16 protein-coding genes are annotated in these 17,173 nt (G+C 63.0%); 7 read left to right on the top strand and 9 right to left on the bottom strand.

The features are described 5' to 3' along the window. Nucleotides 1–135 precede the first annotated feature (135 nt). The 4 genes from ACUN0E_RS42640 to ACUN0E_RS42625 form a co-directional block, all read right to left on the bottom strand. Nucleotides 136–1,368 (bottom strand): multifunctional CCA addition/repair protein, encoded by a 1,233-nt coding sequence (locus tag ACUN0E_RS42640; RefSeq protein WP_445570308.1) that lies wholly within the window; start codon nt 1,366–1,368, stop codon nt 136–138. Beyond that, nucleotides 1,365–2,018: a glutathione S-transferase family protein gene (locus ACUN0E_RS42635; protein WP_445570307.1), complete on the bottom strand. Its 654-nt coding sequence runs from the start codon at nt 2,016–2,018 to the stop codon at nt 1,365–1,367. The genes ACUN0E_RS42640 and ACUN0E_RS42635 overlap by 4 nt, the downstream gene beginning before the upstream one ends. A gap of 30 nt (nt 2,019–2,048) precedes the next feature. Then, nucleotides 2,049–3,002, bottom strand: coding sequence for a complex I NDUFA9 subunit family protein (locus ACUN0E_RS42630; protein WP_408509230.1), 954 nt, complete (start codon nt 3,000–3,002; stop codon nt 2,049–2,051). Nucleotides 3,003–3,085: 83 nt separating this feature from the next. Then, a complete protein-coding gene (locus tag ACUN0E_RS42625) occupies nt 3,086–5,053 on the bottom strand; it encodes a lytic transglycosylase domain-containing protein (RefSeq protein ID WP_408226352.1) in 1,968 nt (655 codons plus the stop codon). Between the two features lie 77 nt (nt 5,054–5,130). Between ACUN0E_RS42625 and ACUN0E_RS42620 the strand changes: the two genes are divergently transcribed. After that, nucleotides 5,131–5,673, top strand: coding sequence for a 5-formyltetrahydrofolate cyclo-ligase (locus ACUN0E_RS42620; RefSeq protein ID WP_445570306.1), 543 nt, complete (start codon nt 5,131–5,133; stop codon nt 5,671–5,673). Between the two features lie 56 nt (nt 5,674–5,729). Here the strand turns inward: ACUN0E_RS42620 and ACUN0E_RS42615 are convergent, their stop codons facing one another. Beyond that, nucleotides 5,730–6,242 carry a winged helix DNA-binding protein gene (locus tag ACUN0E_RS42615; protein ID WP_054040851.1) on the bottom strand — a complete coding sequence of 171 codons (513 nt, stop codon included), beginning with the start codon at nt 6,240–6,242 and terminating at the stop codon, nt 5,730–5,732. Between the two features lie 207 nt (nt 6,243–6,449). Here ACUN0E_RS42615 and pxpB point away from each other — a divergent pair, with 207 nt between their 5' ends. The 6 genes from pxpB to ACUN0E_RS42585 all read left to right on the top strand — a co-directional run bounded on the left by pxpB (nt 6,450) and on the right by ACUN0E_RS42585 (nt 12,936). Continuing rightward, complete coding sequence (gene pxpB / locus ACUN0E_RS42610; protein ID WP_408520564.1) at nt 6,450–7,103, top strand: 5-oxoprolinase subunit PxpB; 654 nt, start codon at nt 6,450–6,452, stop codon at nt 7,101–7,103. Beyond that, complete coding sequence (locus ACUN0E_RS42605) at nt 7,100–8,152, top strand: 5-oxoprolinase subunit C family protein (RefSeq protein ID WP_408226343.1); 1,053 nt, start codon at nt 7,100–7,102, stop codon at nt 8,150–8,152. The genes pxpB and ACUN0E_RS42605 overlap by 4 nt, the downstream gene beginning before the upstream one ends. Before the next feature lie 19 nt (nt 8,153–8,171). Then, entirely contained in the window at nt 8,172–8,924 is a 753-nt protein-coding gene (pxpA, locus tag ACUN0E_RS42600; protein ID WP_408509231.1) for a 5-oxoprolinase subunit PxpA, read from the top strand. A 264-nt stretch (nt 8,925–9,188) separates the two neighbouring features. Continuing rightward, on the top strand, nt 9,189–9,938 hold the full coding sequence (locus ACUN0E_RS42595) for a DUF969 domain-containing protein (protein WP_408220998.1): 750 nt from the start codon (nt 9,189–9,191) through the stop codon (nt 9,936–9,938). Next, nucleotides 9,935–10,891 carry a DUF979 domain-containing protein gene (locus ACUN0E_RS42590; RefSeq protein ID WP_408334612.1) on the top strand — a complete coding sequence of 319 codons (957 nt, stop codon included), beginning with the start codon at nt 9,935–9,937 and terminating at the stop codon, nt 10,889–10,891. The genes ACUN0E_RS42595 and ACUN0E_RS42590 overlap by 4 nt, the downstream gene beginning before the upstream one ends. A gap of 245 nt (nt 10,892–11,136) precedes the next feature. Further along, on the top strand, nt 11,137–12,936 hold the full coding sequence (locus ACUN0E_RS42585; RefSeq protein WP_445570305.1) for a tetratricopeptide repeat protein: 1,800 nt from the start codon (nt 11,137–11,139) through the stop codon (nt 12,934–12,936). A gap of 2 nt (nt 12,937–12,938) precedes the next feature. Here ACUN0E_RS42585 and ACUN0E_RS42580 read toward each other — a convergent pair whose 3' ends face one another. From ACUN0E_RS42580 to ACUN0E_RS42565, 4 genes are all read right to left on the bottom strand, one after another. After that, entirely contained in the window at nt 12,939–14,090 is a 1,152-nt protein-coding gene (locus ACUN0E_RS42580) for a TraB/GumN family protein (RefSeq protein ID WP_408334618.1), read from the bottom strand. Next, complete coding sequence (locus ACUN0E_RS42575; protein ID WP_408226325.1) at nt 14,083–15,102, bottom strand: peptide ABC transporter ATP-binding protein; 1,020 nt, start codon at nt 15,100–15,102, stop codon at nt 14,083–14,085. Before ACUN0E_RS42575 ends, ACUN0E_RS42580 begins: the two co-directional genes overlap by 8 nt. After that, on the bottom strand, nt 15,099–16,091 hold the full coding sequence (locus ACUN0E_RS42570; protein WP_408226504.1) for an ABC transporter ATP-binding protein: 993 nt from the start codon (nt 16,089–16,091) through the stop codon (nt 15,099–15,101). The genes ACUN0E_RS42575 and ACUN0E_RS42570 overlap by 4 nt, the downstream gene beginning before the upstream one ends. 93 nt (nt 16,092–16,184) lie before the next feature. Further along, nucleotides 16,185–17,102 carry an ABC transporter permease subunit gene (locus ACUN0E_RS42565; RefSeq protein ID WP_408226322.1) on the bottom strand — a complete coding sequence of 306 codons (918 nt, stop codon included), beginning with the start codon at nt 17,100–17,102 and terminating at the stop codon, nt 16,185–16,187. Between the last annotated feature and the right edge of the window lie 71 nt (nt 17,103–17,173).

Here is a 17,173-nt window from a genome sequence, read left to right as displayed (position 1 = left end):
CGCTTTCTCTTGCTTACTTCTCTTTGCGGCCGGCAAAGAGAAGTAAGTGCCCGCCCCGCACAGGGGCAACGCTAATAAACCAATAAGAAAACAAGGAAAGGCCGACACCGTAGGCACACAGACAAACCCAAACCCTCACACAAGAACCACTTCCACAGCGCGAACGCGCTCCTGATGCACTGCATCCTTAATCCCCGCAGGCGAGTCAGCGAGCCGCTTAGCCACAGCCCCAGCATCGACACCTCGCGCAGCGATCAGCGCAACCCTCAACCGCTCAGCCTGCGGATACTCCCGCATCTCAAACCCAAGCCGCCCACGAGCATCCGCCTCGCAAGCCTGCAAGGCTTCAGCAAACCGCGCCGGTTTCCGGATAGCATCGCTGCGCTCAAGCAGCCTCACCAACGCGGCAGCGCCCATCTCCATCACGCGATGAATATTCCCATGCTCCCGCGCCACCAGCAGCGCAAGGTCGCGGCACTCATTCGGCACGCGCAACCGCTCGCATAACGGCTTCAGCAAATCCACGCTGCGCCCCTCATGCCCGATATGCCGCGGCAACACATCATCCGGTGTCGTCGCTTTGCCCAAGTCATGCGTCAAAGCCGCGAACCGAACCGGCAACGCGTACCCCTGTTGCGCAGCATGGTCGAGCACCATCATCACATGTACGCCCGTATCCACTTCGGGATGGTAATCAGCCCGCTGCGGCACGCCGAACAATGCGTCGATTTCCGGCAGGATTCGCACCAACGCGCCGCATTCCCGCAGCACCTCGAACATGCGGGACGGCTTCTTCTCCATCAATCCGCGTGACACTTCCTGCCATACCCGCTCAGCCACCAGCGCATCCACTTCACCGTCGGCCACCATCTTGCGCATCAACGTCATCGTCTCCGGCGCAACGGCGAAATCGACGAAGCGTGCCGCGAACCGCGCAATTCGCAAAATCCGCACAGGGTCTTCGAGAAACGCATCGCTAACGTGACGGAAGAGTCGTGCCTGCAAATCACCCTGACCATTGAACGGATCGATCACCGGGCCGGTCAGTTCGCCGTCCGGGCACACCTCGCGCGCCATCGCGTTGATCGTCAGGTCGCGGCGAGCGAGGTCCTCTTCGAGCGTCACGTCCGGTGCGTAGAAGAACTGGAAGCCGTGATAACCCGCTGCCGTCTTGCGCTCGGTGCGCGCGAGCGCGTATTCCTCGTGAGTCTGCGGGTGCAGGAACACCGGGAAATCCTTGCCCACCGGACGATAACCCTGCGCCACCATCTGTTCAGGAGTCGCGCCAACCACCACGTAATCACGGTCCTGCACCGGGACGCCCAGTAACTCGTCGCGGATGGCTCCGCCTACCGCGTAGATATTCATGGGCATACGTCTTGATAGGGAATCGTGTGCGTTTCCCGAAGCGCGTCGTCGATCCACGCCTTCACCGCCGGCAGCGCCGTCACGCGATCCATGTAGGCCGCAGAGGCTTCCGATAGCGCGGGCCGCCACGTTTTGAAGCGCATCACAACCGGCGCATACATCGCGTCGGCAATGCTGAACTCGCCGAACAGGAAGGGGCCGCCATATGTGTCGAGACAGTTGCACCAGATCGCCTCAATACGCGCGATATCGGCCAGCGCCCCCGGCGTGGCGTTCTTGCCAGGAAACGATGCGCGAATGTTCATCCACATGTTCGAGCGCAGGTCGCCGAAACCCGAATGCATCTCGGCACTCACGCTGCGCGCGTGGCTGCGCGCCATCGGGTCGCGCGGCCAAAGCGCATGTTGCGGGAAACGCTCGGCCAGCGTCTCGGCAATCGCCAGTGAATCCCAGGTGGCCGATCTGTCTTCGCTAATCAAACAGGGCACTTTGCCCGGACCCGTCGGCGCGTGCGCCAGGATCGCTGGTTTCGTGCTGGGTACATACAGGTGAATCAGCACCTCTTCGAACGGAATGCCGAAATGTTTGAATAGCAGCCACGGACGCATCGACCATGACGAATAGTTTTTGTCACCGATAAGCAGCTTCATGCTTCGTATAAAGGGAAGTTGAAAAAAGGTTCAGCGCCCCGCGTTGGCGCGAAACGTGTCGAAGCGTGAGCGCGCCGATGCGCCGGTCAGATATACGGACGCGATCGCTTCGATGCTGGCGGGTTCGATGCCGAGTTCAGGCGCAAGCGGTCCGCTCAACACGTTGTCGACTTTCATCGAATCGAGATTGTCGCGCGAGATCACCGGTTCGCCCGGCGCCATTTCAAACGTCAGCGCTTGCAGGCGCGCCAATGCTTCCGGCAGCCGAATGATCCGCGCATGCCGGCCAATTACATCGCCGCAATACTTCACGAGGTCTTCGAGTGTATAGACGGTCGGGCCACCGAGTTCGTAGGTATGGCCGCTGGCCGCATCGAGATCGAGCACGTTACAGATTGCTTTTGCCACGTCGCCGACATACACCGGCTGGAATTTCGCATCCGGCATGGCAAGTGGAATCACCGGAAACATCCGCTGCAGGAACGCAAACTTGTTGAGGAACTGGTCTTCGGGCCCGAACACCACGGACGGCCGGAAAATCGTCCACGCCAGGTTCGCCGCATGCACGGCTTTTTCGCCGTCACCCTTCGAGCGCGAATACATGCTCGGCCCGTTCGAGTCGGCGCCGAGCGCGCTGATATGAATCAGCCGATGCACGCCCTTGCCTTCGCAAGCCGCAACAATTCTGGTCGGCAATTCGACGTGCGCGCGCGCGAATTCCGGACCATAGGGTGTGCCACGTTTGCCATGCAGCGTGGCAACGAGGTTGATCACGCAATCTGCGCCTTCCACGAAACGCGCGAGCTGCACCGGATCGAACACGTCGGCTTCGATCACATCGATGGGCAACAGGGTGAGATGGCGGGCGTTGTAGCGGCGCCGGGTGGCGATGCGCACGTCTTTACCCATTTCAACGAGGGCGTTGACGAGATGGCTGCCGATAAAACCGGAACCGCCGATGATCGCAACGGCTTTATGTCGCATTTTTCGACTCCCTGGTGGAAGCCGCGGCAACGGCTGGCGTGGCACACCGCCGCATCATGAATGACGCGACGGCGGCACGGCGCTTACGGTGCGATGTAACCCAGACGCGCCTTCAGCGATTGCGGACGGCCTTCGAACAACGCCGCGTAGTAGACCGTATTGGACAACACATTCTTGACGTAATCGCGCGTTTCCTGGAACGGAATCGACTCAGCGAAGATCGCGCCTTCAACCGGGCGCTGCAACGATTGCCGCCAGTTGCGCGGACGGCCGGGACCGGCGTTGTAACCGGCGGTGGCCAGCACGGCCGATCCGTCGAACTGATTGTAGATCATCGACAGATAATTCGTGCCAAGCAGGATGTTGGTGTTGATGTCGTTCATCTGCTCGCGCGAGATCGGGCCGAGCCCGATCTTCTTCGCCACCAGTTGCGCGGTGCCCGGCATCAGCTGCATCAAACCGCTCGCGCCGACTTCCGAGCGCGCGTTCATGATGAAGCGCGACTCCTGGCGAATCAGCCCGTACGCCCATTCCACATCCAGCCCATTCGACTGCGCATCGCGCTCAACGATATCCTTGAACGGCGACAGATAGCGCAGCGAGAAGTCGTGCTCGGTCTTCGTGCGGTCCGCCGTGTTGACGGTGCGGTCATACAACTGGATACGGCGCGCGTATTCGGCTGCGGCGATCAGTTGCCGGTCGCTCATATTGCGCAGCGGCCAGTTCCATTCGCGATTGCCTTCGAGCCGCAGATTCAGTGCGTAGAACCGTTGCGCCAGATCGAAGCCCGGTGTGTTGCCGGCCTGCTGGACTTCGGCGTCGCTCACCGTCGTTTTCGGCGGCACGGTAATCTTCTGGCCGAGCTCTTCCGAAGCCAGTTGGCCGTAGAAGTTGAAGCCCTGCGAGATCGACTCGAATTCCTGGTTGGCCGTGGCCGTGTCGCCGGCTTGCTTGAGCGCACGGGCATGCCAGTACACCCACGACGGCTGATTGCGCAGCGCCGCGGGCATCTGTTCGATCGACCAGCGCACCATTGTCCAATCGCCCGCGAGCAGCGCAGTGCGGGTGCGCCATTCGTACGCCGGGTTAGACAACGGCGCATTGACCGAGAGCCGGTACCAGTCCACCGCGCTCGGCATCTGCTTGGCGGCGGCCTGATAGGCGATCGTGCCCCAGCCAATTGCACGCTCGGGCGAGCTCAGCGACGGCGCCACCGAAGCAAACGTGGCCGCGGCCATGGCCGGATCGTTGCGCGCCATGCGCGTGATCGCGAGCAACGCGAGTTGGTGCGACTGCGTATCCGGACCGACGCCACGCGCCAGCAGCAAAGGCGGCGTACTCGTGGCCTGGTTGAACAGCACCGGGTCGGGCGGCTGATTGCTGAGTGCATCGACGAGCTTGCTGCCCGTGCTGGTGTAGTTCTGTTCGTACGCGAGACGGATCTGTTGCCACACGTCGTCGGAACTGAATTGCTGGTTGACCGCCAGCGAGGTGATCAGATCGACACAACCGTCGCCGTACCACTTCGGATCGACCAGCAGTGCACGCGCCTCCGCCGCGACGTTTTCACCACGCGCGGCGCGCGATTCGAGCGCGTAGCACTTCACCTGCGTATCGTCATTCAACACGAAACGCGCGTATTGCTGATCGAAGTTGCGCCAATCGTGACGCGCACCGAGTACGGTGAGGTAGTCGTTGCGCATGCGGTCGGCGATCGCCTGCCCGTCGTACTTCTGCAGGAACGCCAGCACCGGCGCATCCGGCGCGTCGATGCGCGCATGGCCGCTGGAATCGAACAACTGCGGCTTGATCTGGAAGTACTCCAGATACGAAGGTGCCGGGTAGCTGGGGATCATGCTCGCCAGTTGCGCTGCGCGTGCCGCGTCATTAGTGCGGGCGGCTTCGCGAAGCTGGACGAAGGTCTGGTCGTCGTTCGTGAGTTGCGAAAGGGGAATGGGCTTGACGGCCGAGGCCGTGCTGCACGCGACGAGTGCCGCAGCGGCAAGCGCCAGGCCGGCCGCGCGATATACTCGATAGAGGCGTTTTGACATCGTTGTTTCTGGAGCGCGAATTGAACCCAAGCATAGCATGCAACCCCGTCGCAGAATCGAAAAAGGCACTGCGTCGAATGCTATTGGAAGCAAGGCTACAAGCGGCTTCCGAGCCGGCGCACAGCGCTGCGCTCAACCGTCGCATTCTCGATGCGTTGACGCACTATGGCGTGAGCAGCGTGGGGTTCTATTGGCCGCTGGCGGGCGAATTCGATGCGCGCGCCGCGATTGCGATCTGGCTCGCGGCCGAGGCGCAACGCGAAGCGAGCCTGCCGATTGTCAAGGAACGTGGCGTGCCACTCGAATTCCACGCGTGGGCGCCGGATACGCCGATGAAGATCGGCCATCACAAGATCGCCGAGCCCGCCTCAGGGCGCGTAGTGGTTCCCGACCTGCTATTCGTGCCGTGCGTCGGCTTCGACGCCGACGGCTTCCGCCTGGGCTACGGCGGCGGCTACTACGACCGCACGCTGGCTGCATGGCCGGGTGGGAAGAAACCGGTCACGGTTGGTATCGCCTATGAAGCATGCCGCACGGACGCGTTGCAGCGTGAAGCTCACGACATCCCGCTCGATCTGATCGTGACGGAAGCCAGCCTCTATCCACACCCGGCGGATTAAGCGTTCGAACGGCGCCGTGGGGGGCATCCCTCATCGGCCGCCGAGACCTGCCCCTGTTATAAAGACGCCGCCGCGCGAGCGGCCGTGTCGTACAGTCCGGACGCATTGCGCATCAGTTGCGCCGCCTCGCCGATCTGCTCATTGGTCAGGCCGCTTTCCTTCAGCGTCGAAATCAGGCAGCTCTCGCGCACCTCGCGGTACTTCAGACAAAGCTCGCGGCCCGCATCGGTGGCCGAGAAGAACACTTCCTTGCCGGTCTTTTCGCTTTTTACATACCCTCTAGCTACGAGCTTCTTCAACGCGTAAGTGGCGACGTGCGTGTCTTCGATGTTCAGCACGAAGCAGATGTCCGCCAGCTTCTTGCGCCGCTCGCGATGGCTGACGTGGTGCAGCAGCGAGACTTCGATCGCGGTCATGTCCTTTTCGCCGGCGGCCGACATGCAACGCACCATCCAGCGGTTGAATGCATTGCCCGCCATGATGAGCGCGTACTCCAGTTCGGATAGCTCCGCGCTTGTGTCAGACACGAGATGTTCCGAGGACACAATCTTGGTGGGATGGCGCGACATGGTGAAGATTCTCGAGAAACAGGATGGGAAGGTGTCGGGAGTGTACGACGAGCGGCCCATTCCCGGGAGCCTGGCGAAAACGCTTATATATAAATTGTTGATATTTTATTGATAATGTACGCTTCAAACTTCGCGTACCCGATGCCGATAACTATCCATCGGGTCCGATATGCTCGACATTTCCGACTCGATCTGGGCCATTAAGCGATGAGCCAACCAAGAATCTTTCCGCTCGGCGACACCGCGCTAGTCTGCGAGGCGCCTGCGCCTGCCACGCTGGACTGCCAGCGGCGCGTGTGGGCGGCCGCCGAAGTTGCGCGCGACTGGCCGCATGTGCTGGAGGTCGTGCCGGGCATGAACAATCTGACGCTCGTGTTCGATCCGCTCGAGGCCGACCGCGAAACGCTGATGAGCCATCTGCAAGCGGCCTGGAACAGGGTGAGCGACGTTCCCGCACCCGGCCGCGAAGTCGAAATCCCGGTGCAATACGGCGGCGAGTTCGGCCCGGACCTGCAAGTGGTCGCCAATCACACCGGCCTGAGCGTGCGTGAAGTGGTGCAACGTCATGCGGACGGCGAGTACGTGGTGTTTTTCCTCGGCTTCCAGCCGGGCTTCGCCTATATGGGCGGGCTCAATGAAGCCCTGCATACGCCGCGCCGTTCGTCGCCGCGCCTGGAAGTGCCGGCCGGTTCGGTCGGTATCGGTGGTGAGCAGACCGGCATTTATCCGGCAACCTCCCCTGGCGGCTGGCAATTGATCGGCCGCACCGAACTGCCGCTGTTCGATCCGGCTCGCCGTCCGCCCACGCTGTTGCAACCGGGCGACCGGGTGCGCTTCACCGTCGCGGGGATACACGCATGATCGATGTGATTCGCGCGGGCCTGCTGACCACGATTCAGGATCTTGGCCGTCACGGCTACCGGCACCTCGGCGTTGCGATGGGTGGCGCGCTCGACCGTCTGTCGCTCGAGGTCGGCAACCGGCTGGTCGGCAACCGGCCCGATGCGGCCGGCCTTGAAATTACCTTCGGCCCGACCGTGCTGCGCTTTTTGCGCGCTACACGCGTGGCCATCACCGGCACCGAATTCGGCGCGACCCTCGACGGCAAACCGGTCTACTCGTGGTGGAGCCTGCCGGTGCAGGCCGGCCAGGAGCTGGTGCTGAACGCGGCCAAACGCGGTATGCGCGGCTATGTCTGCATCGCCGGCGGCATCGACGTTTTGCCGATGCTCGGCTCGCGCAGCACCGATCTCGCGGGCCATTTCGGTGGACTCGGCGGCCGGGCGCTGCGCGACGGCGATCGCCTGCCGGTCGGCGCGCCGCTGCAACGCGGCCACATCGGCTTTACTCCAGACGCGCCCGAGTTCGGCGTGAAGGCGCCCGCCTGGTGCAAGTTCGTGCTGGTTCACGAACCGCTGCGGCGCGGCCGGCATCCGTCCGGCGTGCCGTGGGCCGTGCCGATCCGCGTGCTGCAAGGCCCCGAATACAACAGCTTCACCGAAAAAACGCACGAATCGTTCTGGTCCGATGAATGGTTGGTCACACCGAACAGCAATCGCATGGGTTACCGCCTCGCCGGTGCTGAGCTGAAGCGCACCCAGAAAAGCGATCTGCTCTCGCACGCGGTGTTGCCCGGCACGATTCAGGTCCCGCCGAACGGCCAGCCGATCGTGCTGATGAGCGATGCACAGACCACCGGCGGCTATCCGAAGATCGGCGCCGTGATCCAGGCCGATCTATGGAAACTCGCGCAGGTTCGACTCAACGCCGCCATTCGCTTCATCCCGACGACGCCCTATGAGGCTCGCCAGGCTTTACTGGAAGAACGCACGTATTTGCGGCAGATCGACGCCGCGATTGCCATGCACGAAGAACGCTGCGCGCGCCAGCCGGCGGCCGCAGCGCTGTGACACTAAGTAGGAGAACACCATGGAAATCGATTTGAACGCCGACCTCGGCGAAGGCTGTGGCTCAGACGAGGCGCTGCTCGACCTCGTCAGCTCGGCCAACATCGCGTGCGGCTGGCACGCGGGCGGCGCCAACGCCATGCGCGACTGCGTGCGCTGGGCGGTGCAAAAAGGTGTGTCGATCGGCGCGCATCCAAGCTTTAACGATCCTGAGAATTTTGGCCGCAAGGAAATGGACCTGCCGGTCAACGACATCTACGCGGGCGTGCTGTATCAGCTCGGCGCACTGTCGGCGATTGCGCAGGCCGAGGGCGGCCGCATCGCGCACGTCAAGCCGCACGGTGCGCTCTACAACCAGGCTGCGCGCGACGCGAAGATCGCCGACGCGATCGTCTCGGCGGTCCACGATTTCGACCCGTCGGTGGCGGTGTTCGCGCTCGCCAACAGCGGGCTCGTGACGGCCGCACGCGAAGCGGGCCTGACTGCCGTCGAAGAAGTATTCGCCGACCGCGGCTATCGCGCCGACGGGTCGCTCGTCCCGCGCAAGGAGCCGGGTGCGCTGCTCGACGACGAAGACGTGGTACTGGAACGCACGCTCTCCATGGTGCGCGAGCGCCGCGTGCAAGCCGTCGACGGACACTGGGTGCCGCTCAATGCGCAAACCATCTGCCTGCACGGCGACGGGCCGCATGCGCTGGCATTCGCGCGACGCATCCGCAGCGCACTGCAGGATGCCGGCATTGAAGTTCACGCGGCCGGCGCCGCGAGCGTCTGATCCAAGCGCCGACCAACGCGAGCCGGACAGCGCGAATCAACCGTTGCCCAACCCAGAACGCCCCGCTTCATGCGGGGCGTTTGCCAGGTGCAGGACGTATTGCAATACCGCAGTGAGTAGAGCAGACGTAAGTGCAAATGCAGGTGTAGTCGAAGCAAGGCGGCCATCAAGAGCCGCGGCAAAAAGACGGCGCATGGGTAACCGGGCGCCGGCCCACGTTAGCCGCCACAAGCGGCAAGGTTGAAACCCTGTTTGGAGATCCAGATGCAGACAACAGTCAGTCTATGGCCGCTCATTGGCGTGGCCGTCATCATCGTCGGCTTTTTATTACGGTTCAATCCGATGCTGATCGTGGCGGTTGCCGCGATCGTCACGGGTCTGGCCGCGCACTTCCCGCCCGAAAAGATCCTCGCTGAAATCGGCACCGGCTTCATCAAGACCCGCAATATCCCGCTGATCATCCTGCTGCCGCTGGCGGTGATCGGCCTGCTGGAACGGCATGGCCTGCGCGAGCGTGCGCAAGCGTGGATCGGTGGCATCAAGGCCGCAACCGCAGGGCGTTTGCTGATCGTCTACCTGCTGGTGCGGGAACTGACCGCCGCTGTCGGCCTGACCGGTCTCGGCGGCCATCCGCAAATGGTGCGTCCGCTGATCGCGCCGATGGCCGAGGGCGCGACTGAAACCCGCTTCGGCAAGATCAGCGACGCGGTCCGCTTCAAGCTGCGCGCCTACTCCGCGGCAACCGACAACGTCGGCCTGTTCTTCGGTGAAGACATCTTCGTCGCATTCGGTGCGATCGTGCTGATGACGACCTTCCTGAAAGAAGCCGGCATCGTCGTCGAGCCGATTCACGTGGCCGTCTGGGGCATTCCGACCGCGATCTGCGCATTCATCGTTCACGGCTTCCGTCTGTATCTGCTCGACCGCAGGCTCGAACGCGAATTGCGCGGCAATGCAACTGCCAATGCCGCGGCTGTTTCGCCGACGCAATCCGCCGCAGGAGACAAAGCATGACGCTCACGATTACCTATCTGTTCTGGTTGCTGGGCGTGGTGCTGCTCATCATCGGCGGCATGATCGTCACGGACAAGGAACACCCGCGCCGTTTCACCGCCGGCGGTTTCTGGATCCTTTACGCGCTGATCTTCCTGATCGGCGACAAGCTGCCGCCCTCGGTGGTCGGCGTGCTGGTGATCGTGATGGCGTTGATTGCGGGCTTCGGCGGCGTGACCGCGGCCAAGCCGAAACTGCTATCGCTCGAAGCGCGTATGGCCAGCGCCGCGCGTCTGCGCAACAAGCTGTTCGTGCCCGCGCTGACGATTCCGGTCGTCACCGTGATCATTACGCTGTCGGCCAGCCATCTGATCTTCGGCGGCATGCCGCTGATCGAGAAGGCTAACGTCACGCTGATCGGCTTCGGGATCGGCTGCGTGATCGCACTGGCGATTGCCTGCGTGATGACACGCGATACCGTCGGCCAGTCGATGAAAGAGGCGCGCCGCCTGGTCGATGCGTTGTCATGGGCCGCGGTGCTGCCGCAGATGCTCGGCATGCTCGGCCTCGTGTTCTCGGACGCCGGTGTCGGCAAGGCGGTGGCGCACGTGACCACGGCCTACATCAGCCTTGACTACCGGTTTGTCGCGGTGGCCGTGTACTGCATCGGCATGGCGCTGTTCACGATGGTGATGGGCAACGGCTTCGCCGCGTTCCCGGTGATGACAGGCGGTGTCGGCGTGCCGATTCTGGTGGGCGTATTTCACGGCAATCCTGCGGTGATGGTCGCGATCGGCATGTTCTCCGGCTACTGCGGCACGCTGATGACGCCGATGGCCGCGAACTTCAACATGGTGCCCGCCGCGCTGCTGGAACTGCCCGATAAGAATGCGGTGATCAAGGTGCAGGTGCCCACCGCGCTGACCTTGCTGGTTGTGAATATTTTCCTGCTGAATTTCCTGATGTTCTTGTAGGAATCTTGACTCACCGCTTCGGCGAACATAGACGAACCACGCGTTCGAATATGCGGGCTGAAGCGGTGCGGCGCGCTCATGAACCGGTCATACACATCCGCACGCGGCAAACAGACGCCGCAGATTTAGGATGCGTCCGATCGTCAGGAAAGGGGCCGGAACATAAGCTGGTGGATGGTCTCCCCATCCACATACGCTGGCGGCACGTGCAACGCGCGCCGCCAGCGCTCTCCAGCAGGTCCCTCATGGAACACCCATCCCACCCTGACACCGCGCATCCCAATGCGCCGCCCTCAACCTATCTCTCCTCGCTGATCGACGCCGCGCTCGAAGCACACCAGGCCGGCCAGTTCGATGTCGCCGAACCGTTCTATCGCGAAGCGCTCGCGCTCGATCCTGCTCACGCCAAAGCGTTGCACTACTTCGGCGTGCTGCAACATCAGCGAGGCGACCACGTCTTCGCCGCCGAATTGATGAGCGAAGCGCTCAAACTCGATCGCACCGACGCCGTCTGCTGGAGCAACCGCGGCCTCGTGGCTGCTGCGCTCGGCCATTCCAACGAAGCAATGATCTGCTATGACCAGGCGTTGCAGTTGCAGCCCGATTTCGCCGACGCACGCAACAACTTCGGGGTCGCTCTACAAGCGCAAGGCTCGTTCGAAGAAGCCATCGGGCAGTATCGGCTGGCGTTGGCGGCGAATCCTTCGCTGGTCGACGCGCATCTGAACCTCGGCACGGCGCTGAGCAAGCTCGGCCGCTACGAAGAAGCGCTGGTCTGCTATCAGAACGCGCTGTCGCTCGATCCGCAATCGGCGGAACCGCACTTCAACGCGGGCAATGCGCACAACGCGCAAGGCGATCACGCTGCGGCCATCGCCAGTTTCGAACGGGCGCTGAGATTGCGCAGCGACTACGCCGAGGCACACGTCAACCTCGGCAGCCTGATCGGCAAGCTCGGCGATTACGCTGGCGCTGAGTCGCACTATCGGCGTGCGGTCGCGCTCAAACCGAATCCCACGAATCTGGTTTGCCTCGGCGGGTCGCTCGGCGCACAAGGCCGCCTCGACGAAGAGGAAGGCTTCTACCGCCACGCGCTAGGGCTCGAGCCAAACTATGCGGATGCGCATCAGAACCTCGCCTGGCTGTTGCTCAAACGCGGCGACTACAAGCAGGGTTGGGCGGAGTTTGCGAAACGCTGGCGCAAGAACGACTACGAGACGATCGCCGTGCCGGGTGTTGCCGAGTGGCATGGCGAGCCGCTCGACGGGCGCCGTCTGTTGCTGGTCGGTGAACAGGGTTTCGGCGACCACTTCCAGTTCCTGCGCTATGCGCGTGTGCTCGAGCAACTCGGCGCGACCGTCGATCTTTGCGTGCGCGAACCGCTGCTGCCGCTGGTTGAGCGCATCCCGGGCGTGCACCACGCGTTCAGCGGCAAGCCCGAAGGTCAGTACGATTTCTGGGTGCCGATGATGAGCGTGCCTTCGTGCGTCGACACCGAACTGTCGACCATTCCTGCGGATGTGCCGTACGTGTTTGCGGACAAGGCAAAGATCAAGGCATGGCGCAAGCGGGTGGACGCAGCCGGCAAAGCAAAACGCAAAGTGGGTCTGGTGTGGTCCGGCAGTCCGACGTTTGGCAACGACCGCTACCGGTCGATGGCGCTTGCCGATCTGAGCGCGCTAAGCAAACTGGAGAACATCGCGTGGTACCCGCTGCAAAAGGGCCCCGCACACGCACAATTGATCGATGCGCCGGAGGTTTTCCGCGCTCACGATTTCACCGCCGATCTGCACAACTTCGACGACACCGCGGCACTCATCATGAATCTCGATCTGGTGATCGCCGTGGACACCGGCGTGGCGCATCTGGCGGCCGCACTGGGCAAGCCGGTGTGGGTGCTGCTGCCCGCCAATTCGGACTGGCGCTGGCTCGAAGAGCGTAGCGATTCGCCGTGGTATCCGGCGATGAAATTATTCCGGCAGACGTTGCTGGGCGATTGGCCAACGGTGGTCGCCGAAGTCGCCAAAGCGCTGGAGGACCAATAACCTCACCACGCATCCACCACGAACCCGTGCTGCCGCAAAAGCTGCAGCACGCCCTTGCGGCCGCCCAGATGCAACGCGCCGATCGCCACGAACACCGGCTTGTTCGGCCCGGCGATCAGCAGCATCCGTGACACGAAGCGCCGGTTGCGCTCGTACACGATCTTGTTATCGATCGAGTCGGAGATGCGCTTGTCGCGTGCCAGCTTTTCGGACTTCGCGGCCTGCCAGGCCGCAATCGCATCGGCATCCCCCACTCGCCACAGCCGATGCAAGGTCTTCACATCGTCGACGTTTTCCGCAGGCGTCTGCACCAGGTCCTGCGCGAGCATTTCACGCTGCTGCGCAAGTGTGAGGCTGGTGAACGCGCGCATCTGCTGATGCAGCGTCTCGAGACCGACGATCTTGCCGCGCGTCCTGATATACACGTTCTGCAATTGCGCTTCCGTGCCGTACTCGGTCTGCAAGCCCGCACTCAACGAATCGTAGGTTTCGACCACCAGCGACGCGAGCCACGGCCGCATCTTCTTGATTTCATCCAGCGCCGCGGGATTACCGCGCAGGCGAAATGCCAGCTTGCGCCACAAAGGCTCGGGCAGCAGGCCCGGCAGACAATCCCGGCGGCATATGCCGTACTTCGACACATCGTCTTGCGAGACCAGCAGTTCGTCGGGTGAGAGTTCGAGCGCCAGCGTCGGCGAGGCCGCCAGTGCGCCGAGGATCGGCGCGCGGAACGGTTGCCTCGCAGGATAGTCGGCGGGGTCGCCGACGTGCAACGTGCCGAGTACGTAGATGGTCGTGGTGCCGCGCGTCGCGACATAGAACGGCATGCGCGCCGGCTGCGTTTGCACCGGACCGCTTGCCGTCGTGCCCGGCGCGGCGGGCGGCGGATTAAAGCCCGGTAAGGTGGCGCGTGGCGGCGCAGGCAGATTGGGCACCGGCATCGCCGGCCGCCCCGCCTGAGCAGGTGCATTGGCGGCTGCGCCGGCCGCATGCGCGACGCCGATCAGCCCCGCGCTCAGGTGAAAAACGGAACACACGCCGAAGAGCGCGGCACCGGTCAGTGCGCGCGCTCCCCAGCGCCGCGTCAAAGCAGCGTTGCGGCCGCCATCACGCGAGCGGCGCGTAAGACGACGCGCCGCCACTGCATCAGGCATCCATGTCCCCCACCTCCTCGGCGCGGTGACACGACACCTGACGACCATCCACTTCGCGCAACTTCGGCTCTTCGCTGCGGCAACGGTCGATCACGTACGGGCAACGTTGATGGAAGGTGCAGCCCGACGGCGGATTCAGCGGCGACGGCATTTCACCCTGCAGCTTGATCTTGATGGTGCGATCCGCTTCGAAGATCGAAGGCGTGGCCGACATCAGGGCACGCGTATAGGGATGCCGCGGATTCGAGAAAATCCGCTTCTTGTCGCCGAGCTCCGCGACGCCACCGAAGTACATCACCATCACATCGTCGGCAATATGCTCCACCACCGAAAGGTTGTGCGAGATGAACACGTAGCTGGTCTTGAACTGCTCCTGCAGATCCATGAACAGATTGAGAATCTGCGCCTGGATCGACACGTCGAGCGCTGACACTGGTTCATCGGCGACCACGATCTGCGGATCGAGGATCATCGCGCGCGCAATCGCCACGCGCTGCCGCTGCCCGCCCGAGAACATATGCGGATAGCGCTTTGCATGCTCCGGACGCAGCCCGACAGTGCGCATCATCTGCGCGATCCGTTCAGCGCGTTCGGAAGCGCTCAATTGCGTGTTGATCGCGAGCGGTTCACCGAGCGTCTGCTCGACCGTCTTGCGCGGATTCAGCGAGGCAAACGGATTCTGAAACACCATCTGCACGCGCCGCCGCAGCGCGGCGATCTTCGCGTGATCGGCGCCGGCCACGTCTTCACCGTCGATCAACAAGCGGCCTGCAGTGGGCGCCTCGATCATGGTCAGTTGCCGCGCGAGGGTGGATTTTCCGCAACCGGATTCACCCACCACCGCCAGGGTCTTGCCGCGTTCGAGCGCAAACGACACGCCGTTCAAAGCCTTTACCGTGCCCTGGCTGAACAGGCTGCGCTTTACCGTGTAGTAACGCGCAAGCTTGTCGGCAACCAGCACGTGATCACCCGCATGGTCCGACTGGCGCCGCGGTTCGAGTACTGCGTTCATCGTGCGCCTCCATGAGTGTGAACATTGGCGTCGCCGCTCAGGTTCAGGGGTTTGATGCAGCGCACGCGCGCCACTTCAGCGTGACCTTGCATTGGTGCCAGTGCGGGGCGCGCCTTCATGCAGTCGTCGACCACATACTTGCAGCGCGGTGCGAAGAGGCAACCTTTCGGCCGGTCATCACGCCCCGGCACCATGCCCGGCAATGCAGCAAGCCGCACCGCGCCGACATTGTGTTCGGGAATCGCCGCCAGCAACGCTTCCGTGTACGGATGATGCGGCGCCGCGAAGATGTCCGGCACGCGGTTGGTTTCGATCACTTCGCCAGCGTACATGACGGCGACGCGCTGCGCGACCTCGGACACCACCGCCAGATCGTGCGAGATCAGCACGAGCGCCATGCCGCGTTCCTTCTGCAGCTTGATCAGCAGCTCCATGATCTGCGCCTGGATCGTCACGTCGAGTGCGGTGGTCGGTTCGTCGGCGATCAGCAGCTTCGGATTGCAGGCGATCGCCATCGCAATCATCACGCGCTGATTCATGCCGCCCGACATCTGATGCGGGAACGACGTGATGCGACTCTTCGCGTCCGGAATACCGACCTGGTCGAGCAACTCCAGCGCGCGTTTGTCCAGCGCGCTGCCGCGCAGGCCTTCGTGCAGCTTGAGCACTTCCTTGATCTGATAGCCGACCGTGTAGCTCGGATTCAGACTGGTGAGCGCGTCCTGGAACACCATCGCGATGTCTTTGCCGATGATCTTGCGGCGTTCCCGGGCCGTTGCCTTCACCAGATTCTTGCCGTTGAAGGTGATCTCATCCGCGGTGACTTTGCCCGGCGCGTCGATCAGGCCCATCAGCGCCATCATCGTCACGCTCTTGCCCGAGCCCGATTCGCCGACCACGCCGACGACTTCGCCCGGCGCGACATCGAGGTTAATCCGATCGACTGCGGGCAGGCCGTTGAAGTTCACCGCCAGATTGCGGATGGTCAACAAGTTACTGTCAGTACGCGCATGGCCGCCCGAAGCTGGCTGACCCGGTCCCTCGGGGGGAAGTGAATGAGTTGAACGTGGAGGTTGTTCCATTCAGGCCATCCGCTTCAGTTTGGGATCGAGTGCGTCGCGCAGCCCGTCGCCGAGCAGATTGATCGCGAGCACCGAGATCAGAATGGAGAGACCCGGCATCGTGACGATCCACCAGGCGCTGTCGATATAGTCGCGCGCCGAGGCCAGCATCGCGCCCCACTCCGCCGACGGCGGCTGCACGCCGAGCCCGAGGAAGCCGAGTGCCGCCGCATCGAGAATCGCCGACGAAAAGCCCAAGGTTGCCTGCACGATCAGCGGTGCGGTGCAGTTCGGCAGCACTTGCGAAAACATCAAACGCAGCGTGCTCGCGCCTGCAACCCGCGAAGCCGTCACATACTCTTTCTGCAATTCGCCTTGAGCCGAGGCGCGCGTCAAACGCACATAGCCCGGCAACGCGACGATCGCAATCGCGAGCATCGTATTGACCAGCCCCGGGCCGATGATCGCGACCACCGCGACTGCGAGCAGCAGCGAGGGCAACGCGAGCAGCACGTCCATGATGCGCATGATCGGCGTATCGGCCCACTTCTCGAAGAACGCCGCGATCAGCCCGAGCACGATGCCCGGAAGCAGCGCGAGCACGACCGAGACGAAGCCGATCCAGAACGACAGCCGCGCGCCGTACATCAGGCGCGAGAGAATGTCGCGGCCCGCTTCGTCGGTACCGAGAATGAACTTCCAGTTGCCGCCGTCGAGCCAGGCGGGTGGGATCTTCACGAAGTCGCGATACTGCTCGATCGGGCTGTGCGGTGCGATCAACGGCGCAAAGATCGCGATGAAAATCAGCGCCAGCACGATGAAGCCGGCGCCGACCGCGCCACGGTTACGCGAGAAATTCGCCCAGAATTCGCGGGCGGCGATGGCGCGGCCGCTTGGCGGCGTCACCGATTGGGGGACTGTATTTTGTATGTCTGCCATGATCTGTTCATGCCTCCCGCAGAGCCGCCTCAAGGGAGGCATGCGCCCCCTCGGGGGGCAGCGAACGCAAG

This window comes from Paraburkholderia sp. D1E (assembly GCF_052682275.1).
The sequence above is the reverse complement of the archived record's forward strand: the minus strand, read 5'-3'. Positions and strand labels throughout refer to the sequence as shown.

What these genes read in the sequence shown, in the direction of transcription:
- ACUN0E_RS42575 (WP_408226325.1), bottom strand. Translation starts at nt 15,102, where the DNA reads ATGAACGCAGTACTCGAACCGCGGCGCCAGTCGGACCATGCGGGTGAT.
- pxpA (WP_408509231.1), top strand. Translation starts at nt 8,172, where the DNA reads ATGGAAATCGATTTGAACGCCGACCTCGGCGAAGGCTGTGGCTCAGAC.
- ACUN0E_RS42585 (WP_445570305.1), top strand. Translation starts at nt 11,137, where the DNA reads ATGGAACACCCATCCCACCCTGACACCGCGCATCCCAATGCGCCGCCC.
- ACUN0E_RS42605 (WP_408226343.1), top strand. Translation starts at nt 7,100, where the DNA reads ATGATCGATGTGATTCGCGCGGGCCTGCTGACCACGATTCAGGATCTT.
- ACUN0E_RS42580 (WP_408334618.1), bottom strand. Translation starts at nt 14,090, where the DNA reads ATGCCTGATGCAGTGGCGGCGCGTCGTCTTACGCGCCGCTCGCGTGAT.
- ACUN0E_RS42590 (WP_408334612.1), top strand. Translation starts at nt 9,935, where the DNA reads ATGACGCTCACGATTACCTATCTGTTCTGGTTGCTGGGCGTGGTGCTG.
- ACUN0E_RS42615 (WP_054040851.1), bottom strand. Translation starts at nt 6,242, where the DNA reads ATGTCGCGCCATCCCACCAAGATTGTGTCCTCGGAACATCTCGTGTCT.
- ACUN0E_RS42640 (WP_445570308.1), bottom strand. Translation starts at nt 1,368, where the DNA reads ATGAATATCTACGCGGTAGGCGGAGCCATCCGCGACGAGTTACTGGGC.
- ACUN0E_RS42620 (WP_445570306.1), top strand. Translation starts at nt 5,131, where the DNA reads ATGCTATTGGAAGCAAGGCTACAAGCGGCTTCCGAGCCGGCGCACAGC.
- pxpB (WP_408520564.1), top strand. Translation starts at nt 6,450, where the DNA reads ATGAGCCAACCAAGAATCTTTCCGCTCGGCGACACCGCGCTAGTCTGC.
- ACUN0E_RS42565 (WP_408226322.1), bottom strand. Translation starts at nt 17,102, where the DNA reads ATGGCAGACATACAAAATACAGTCCCCCAATCGGTGACGCCGCCAAGC.
- ACUN0E_RS42635 (WP_445570307.1), bottom strand. Translation starts at nt 2,018, where the DNA reads ATGAAGCTGCTTATCGGTGACAAAAACTATTCGTCATGGTCGATGCGT.
- ACUN0E_RS42630 (WP_408509230.1), bottom strand. Translation starts at nt 3,002, where the DNA reads ATGCGACATAAAGCCGTTGCGATCATCGGCGGTTCCGGTTTTATCGGC.
- ACUN0E_RS42625 (WP_408226352.1), bottom strand. Translation starts at nt 5,053, where the DNA reads ATGTCAAAACGCCTCTATCGAGTATATCGCGCGGCCGGCCTGGCGCTT.
- ACUN0E_RS42595 (WP_408220998.1), top strand. Translation starts at nt 9,189, where the DNA reads ATGCAGACAACAGTCAGTCTATGGCCGCTCATTGGCGTGGCCGTCATC.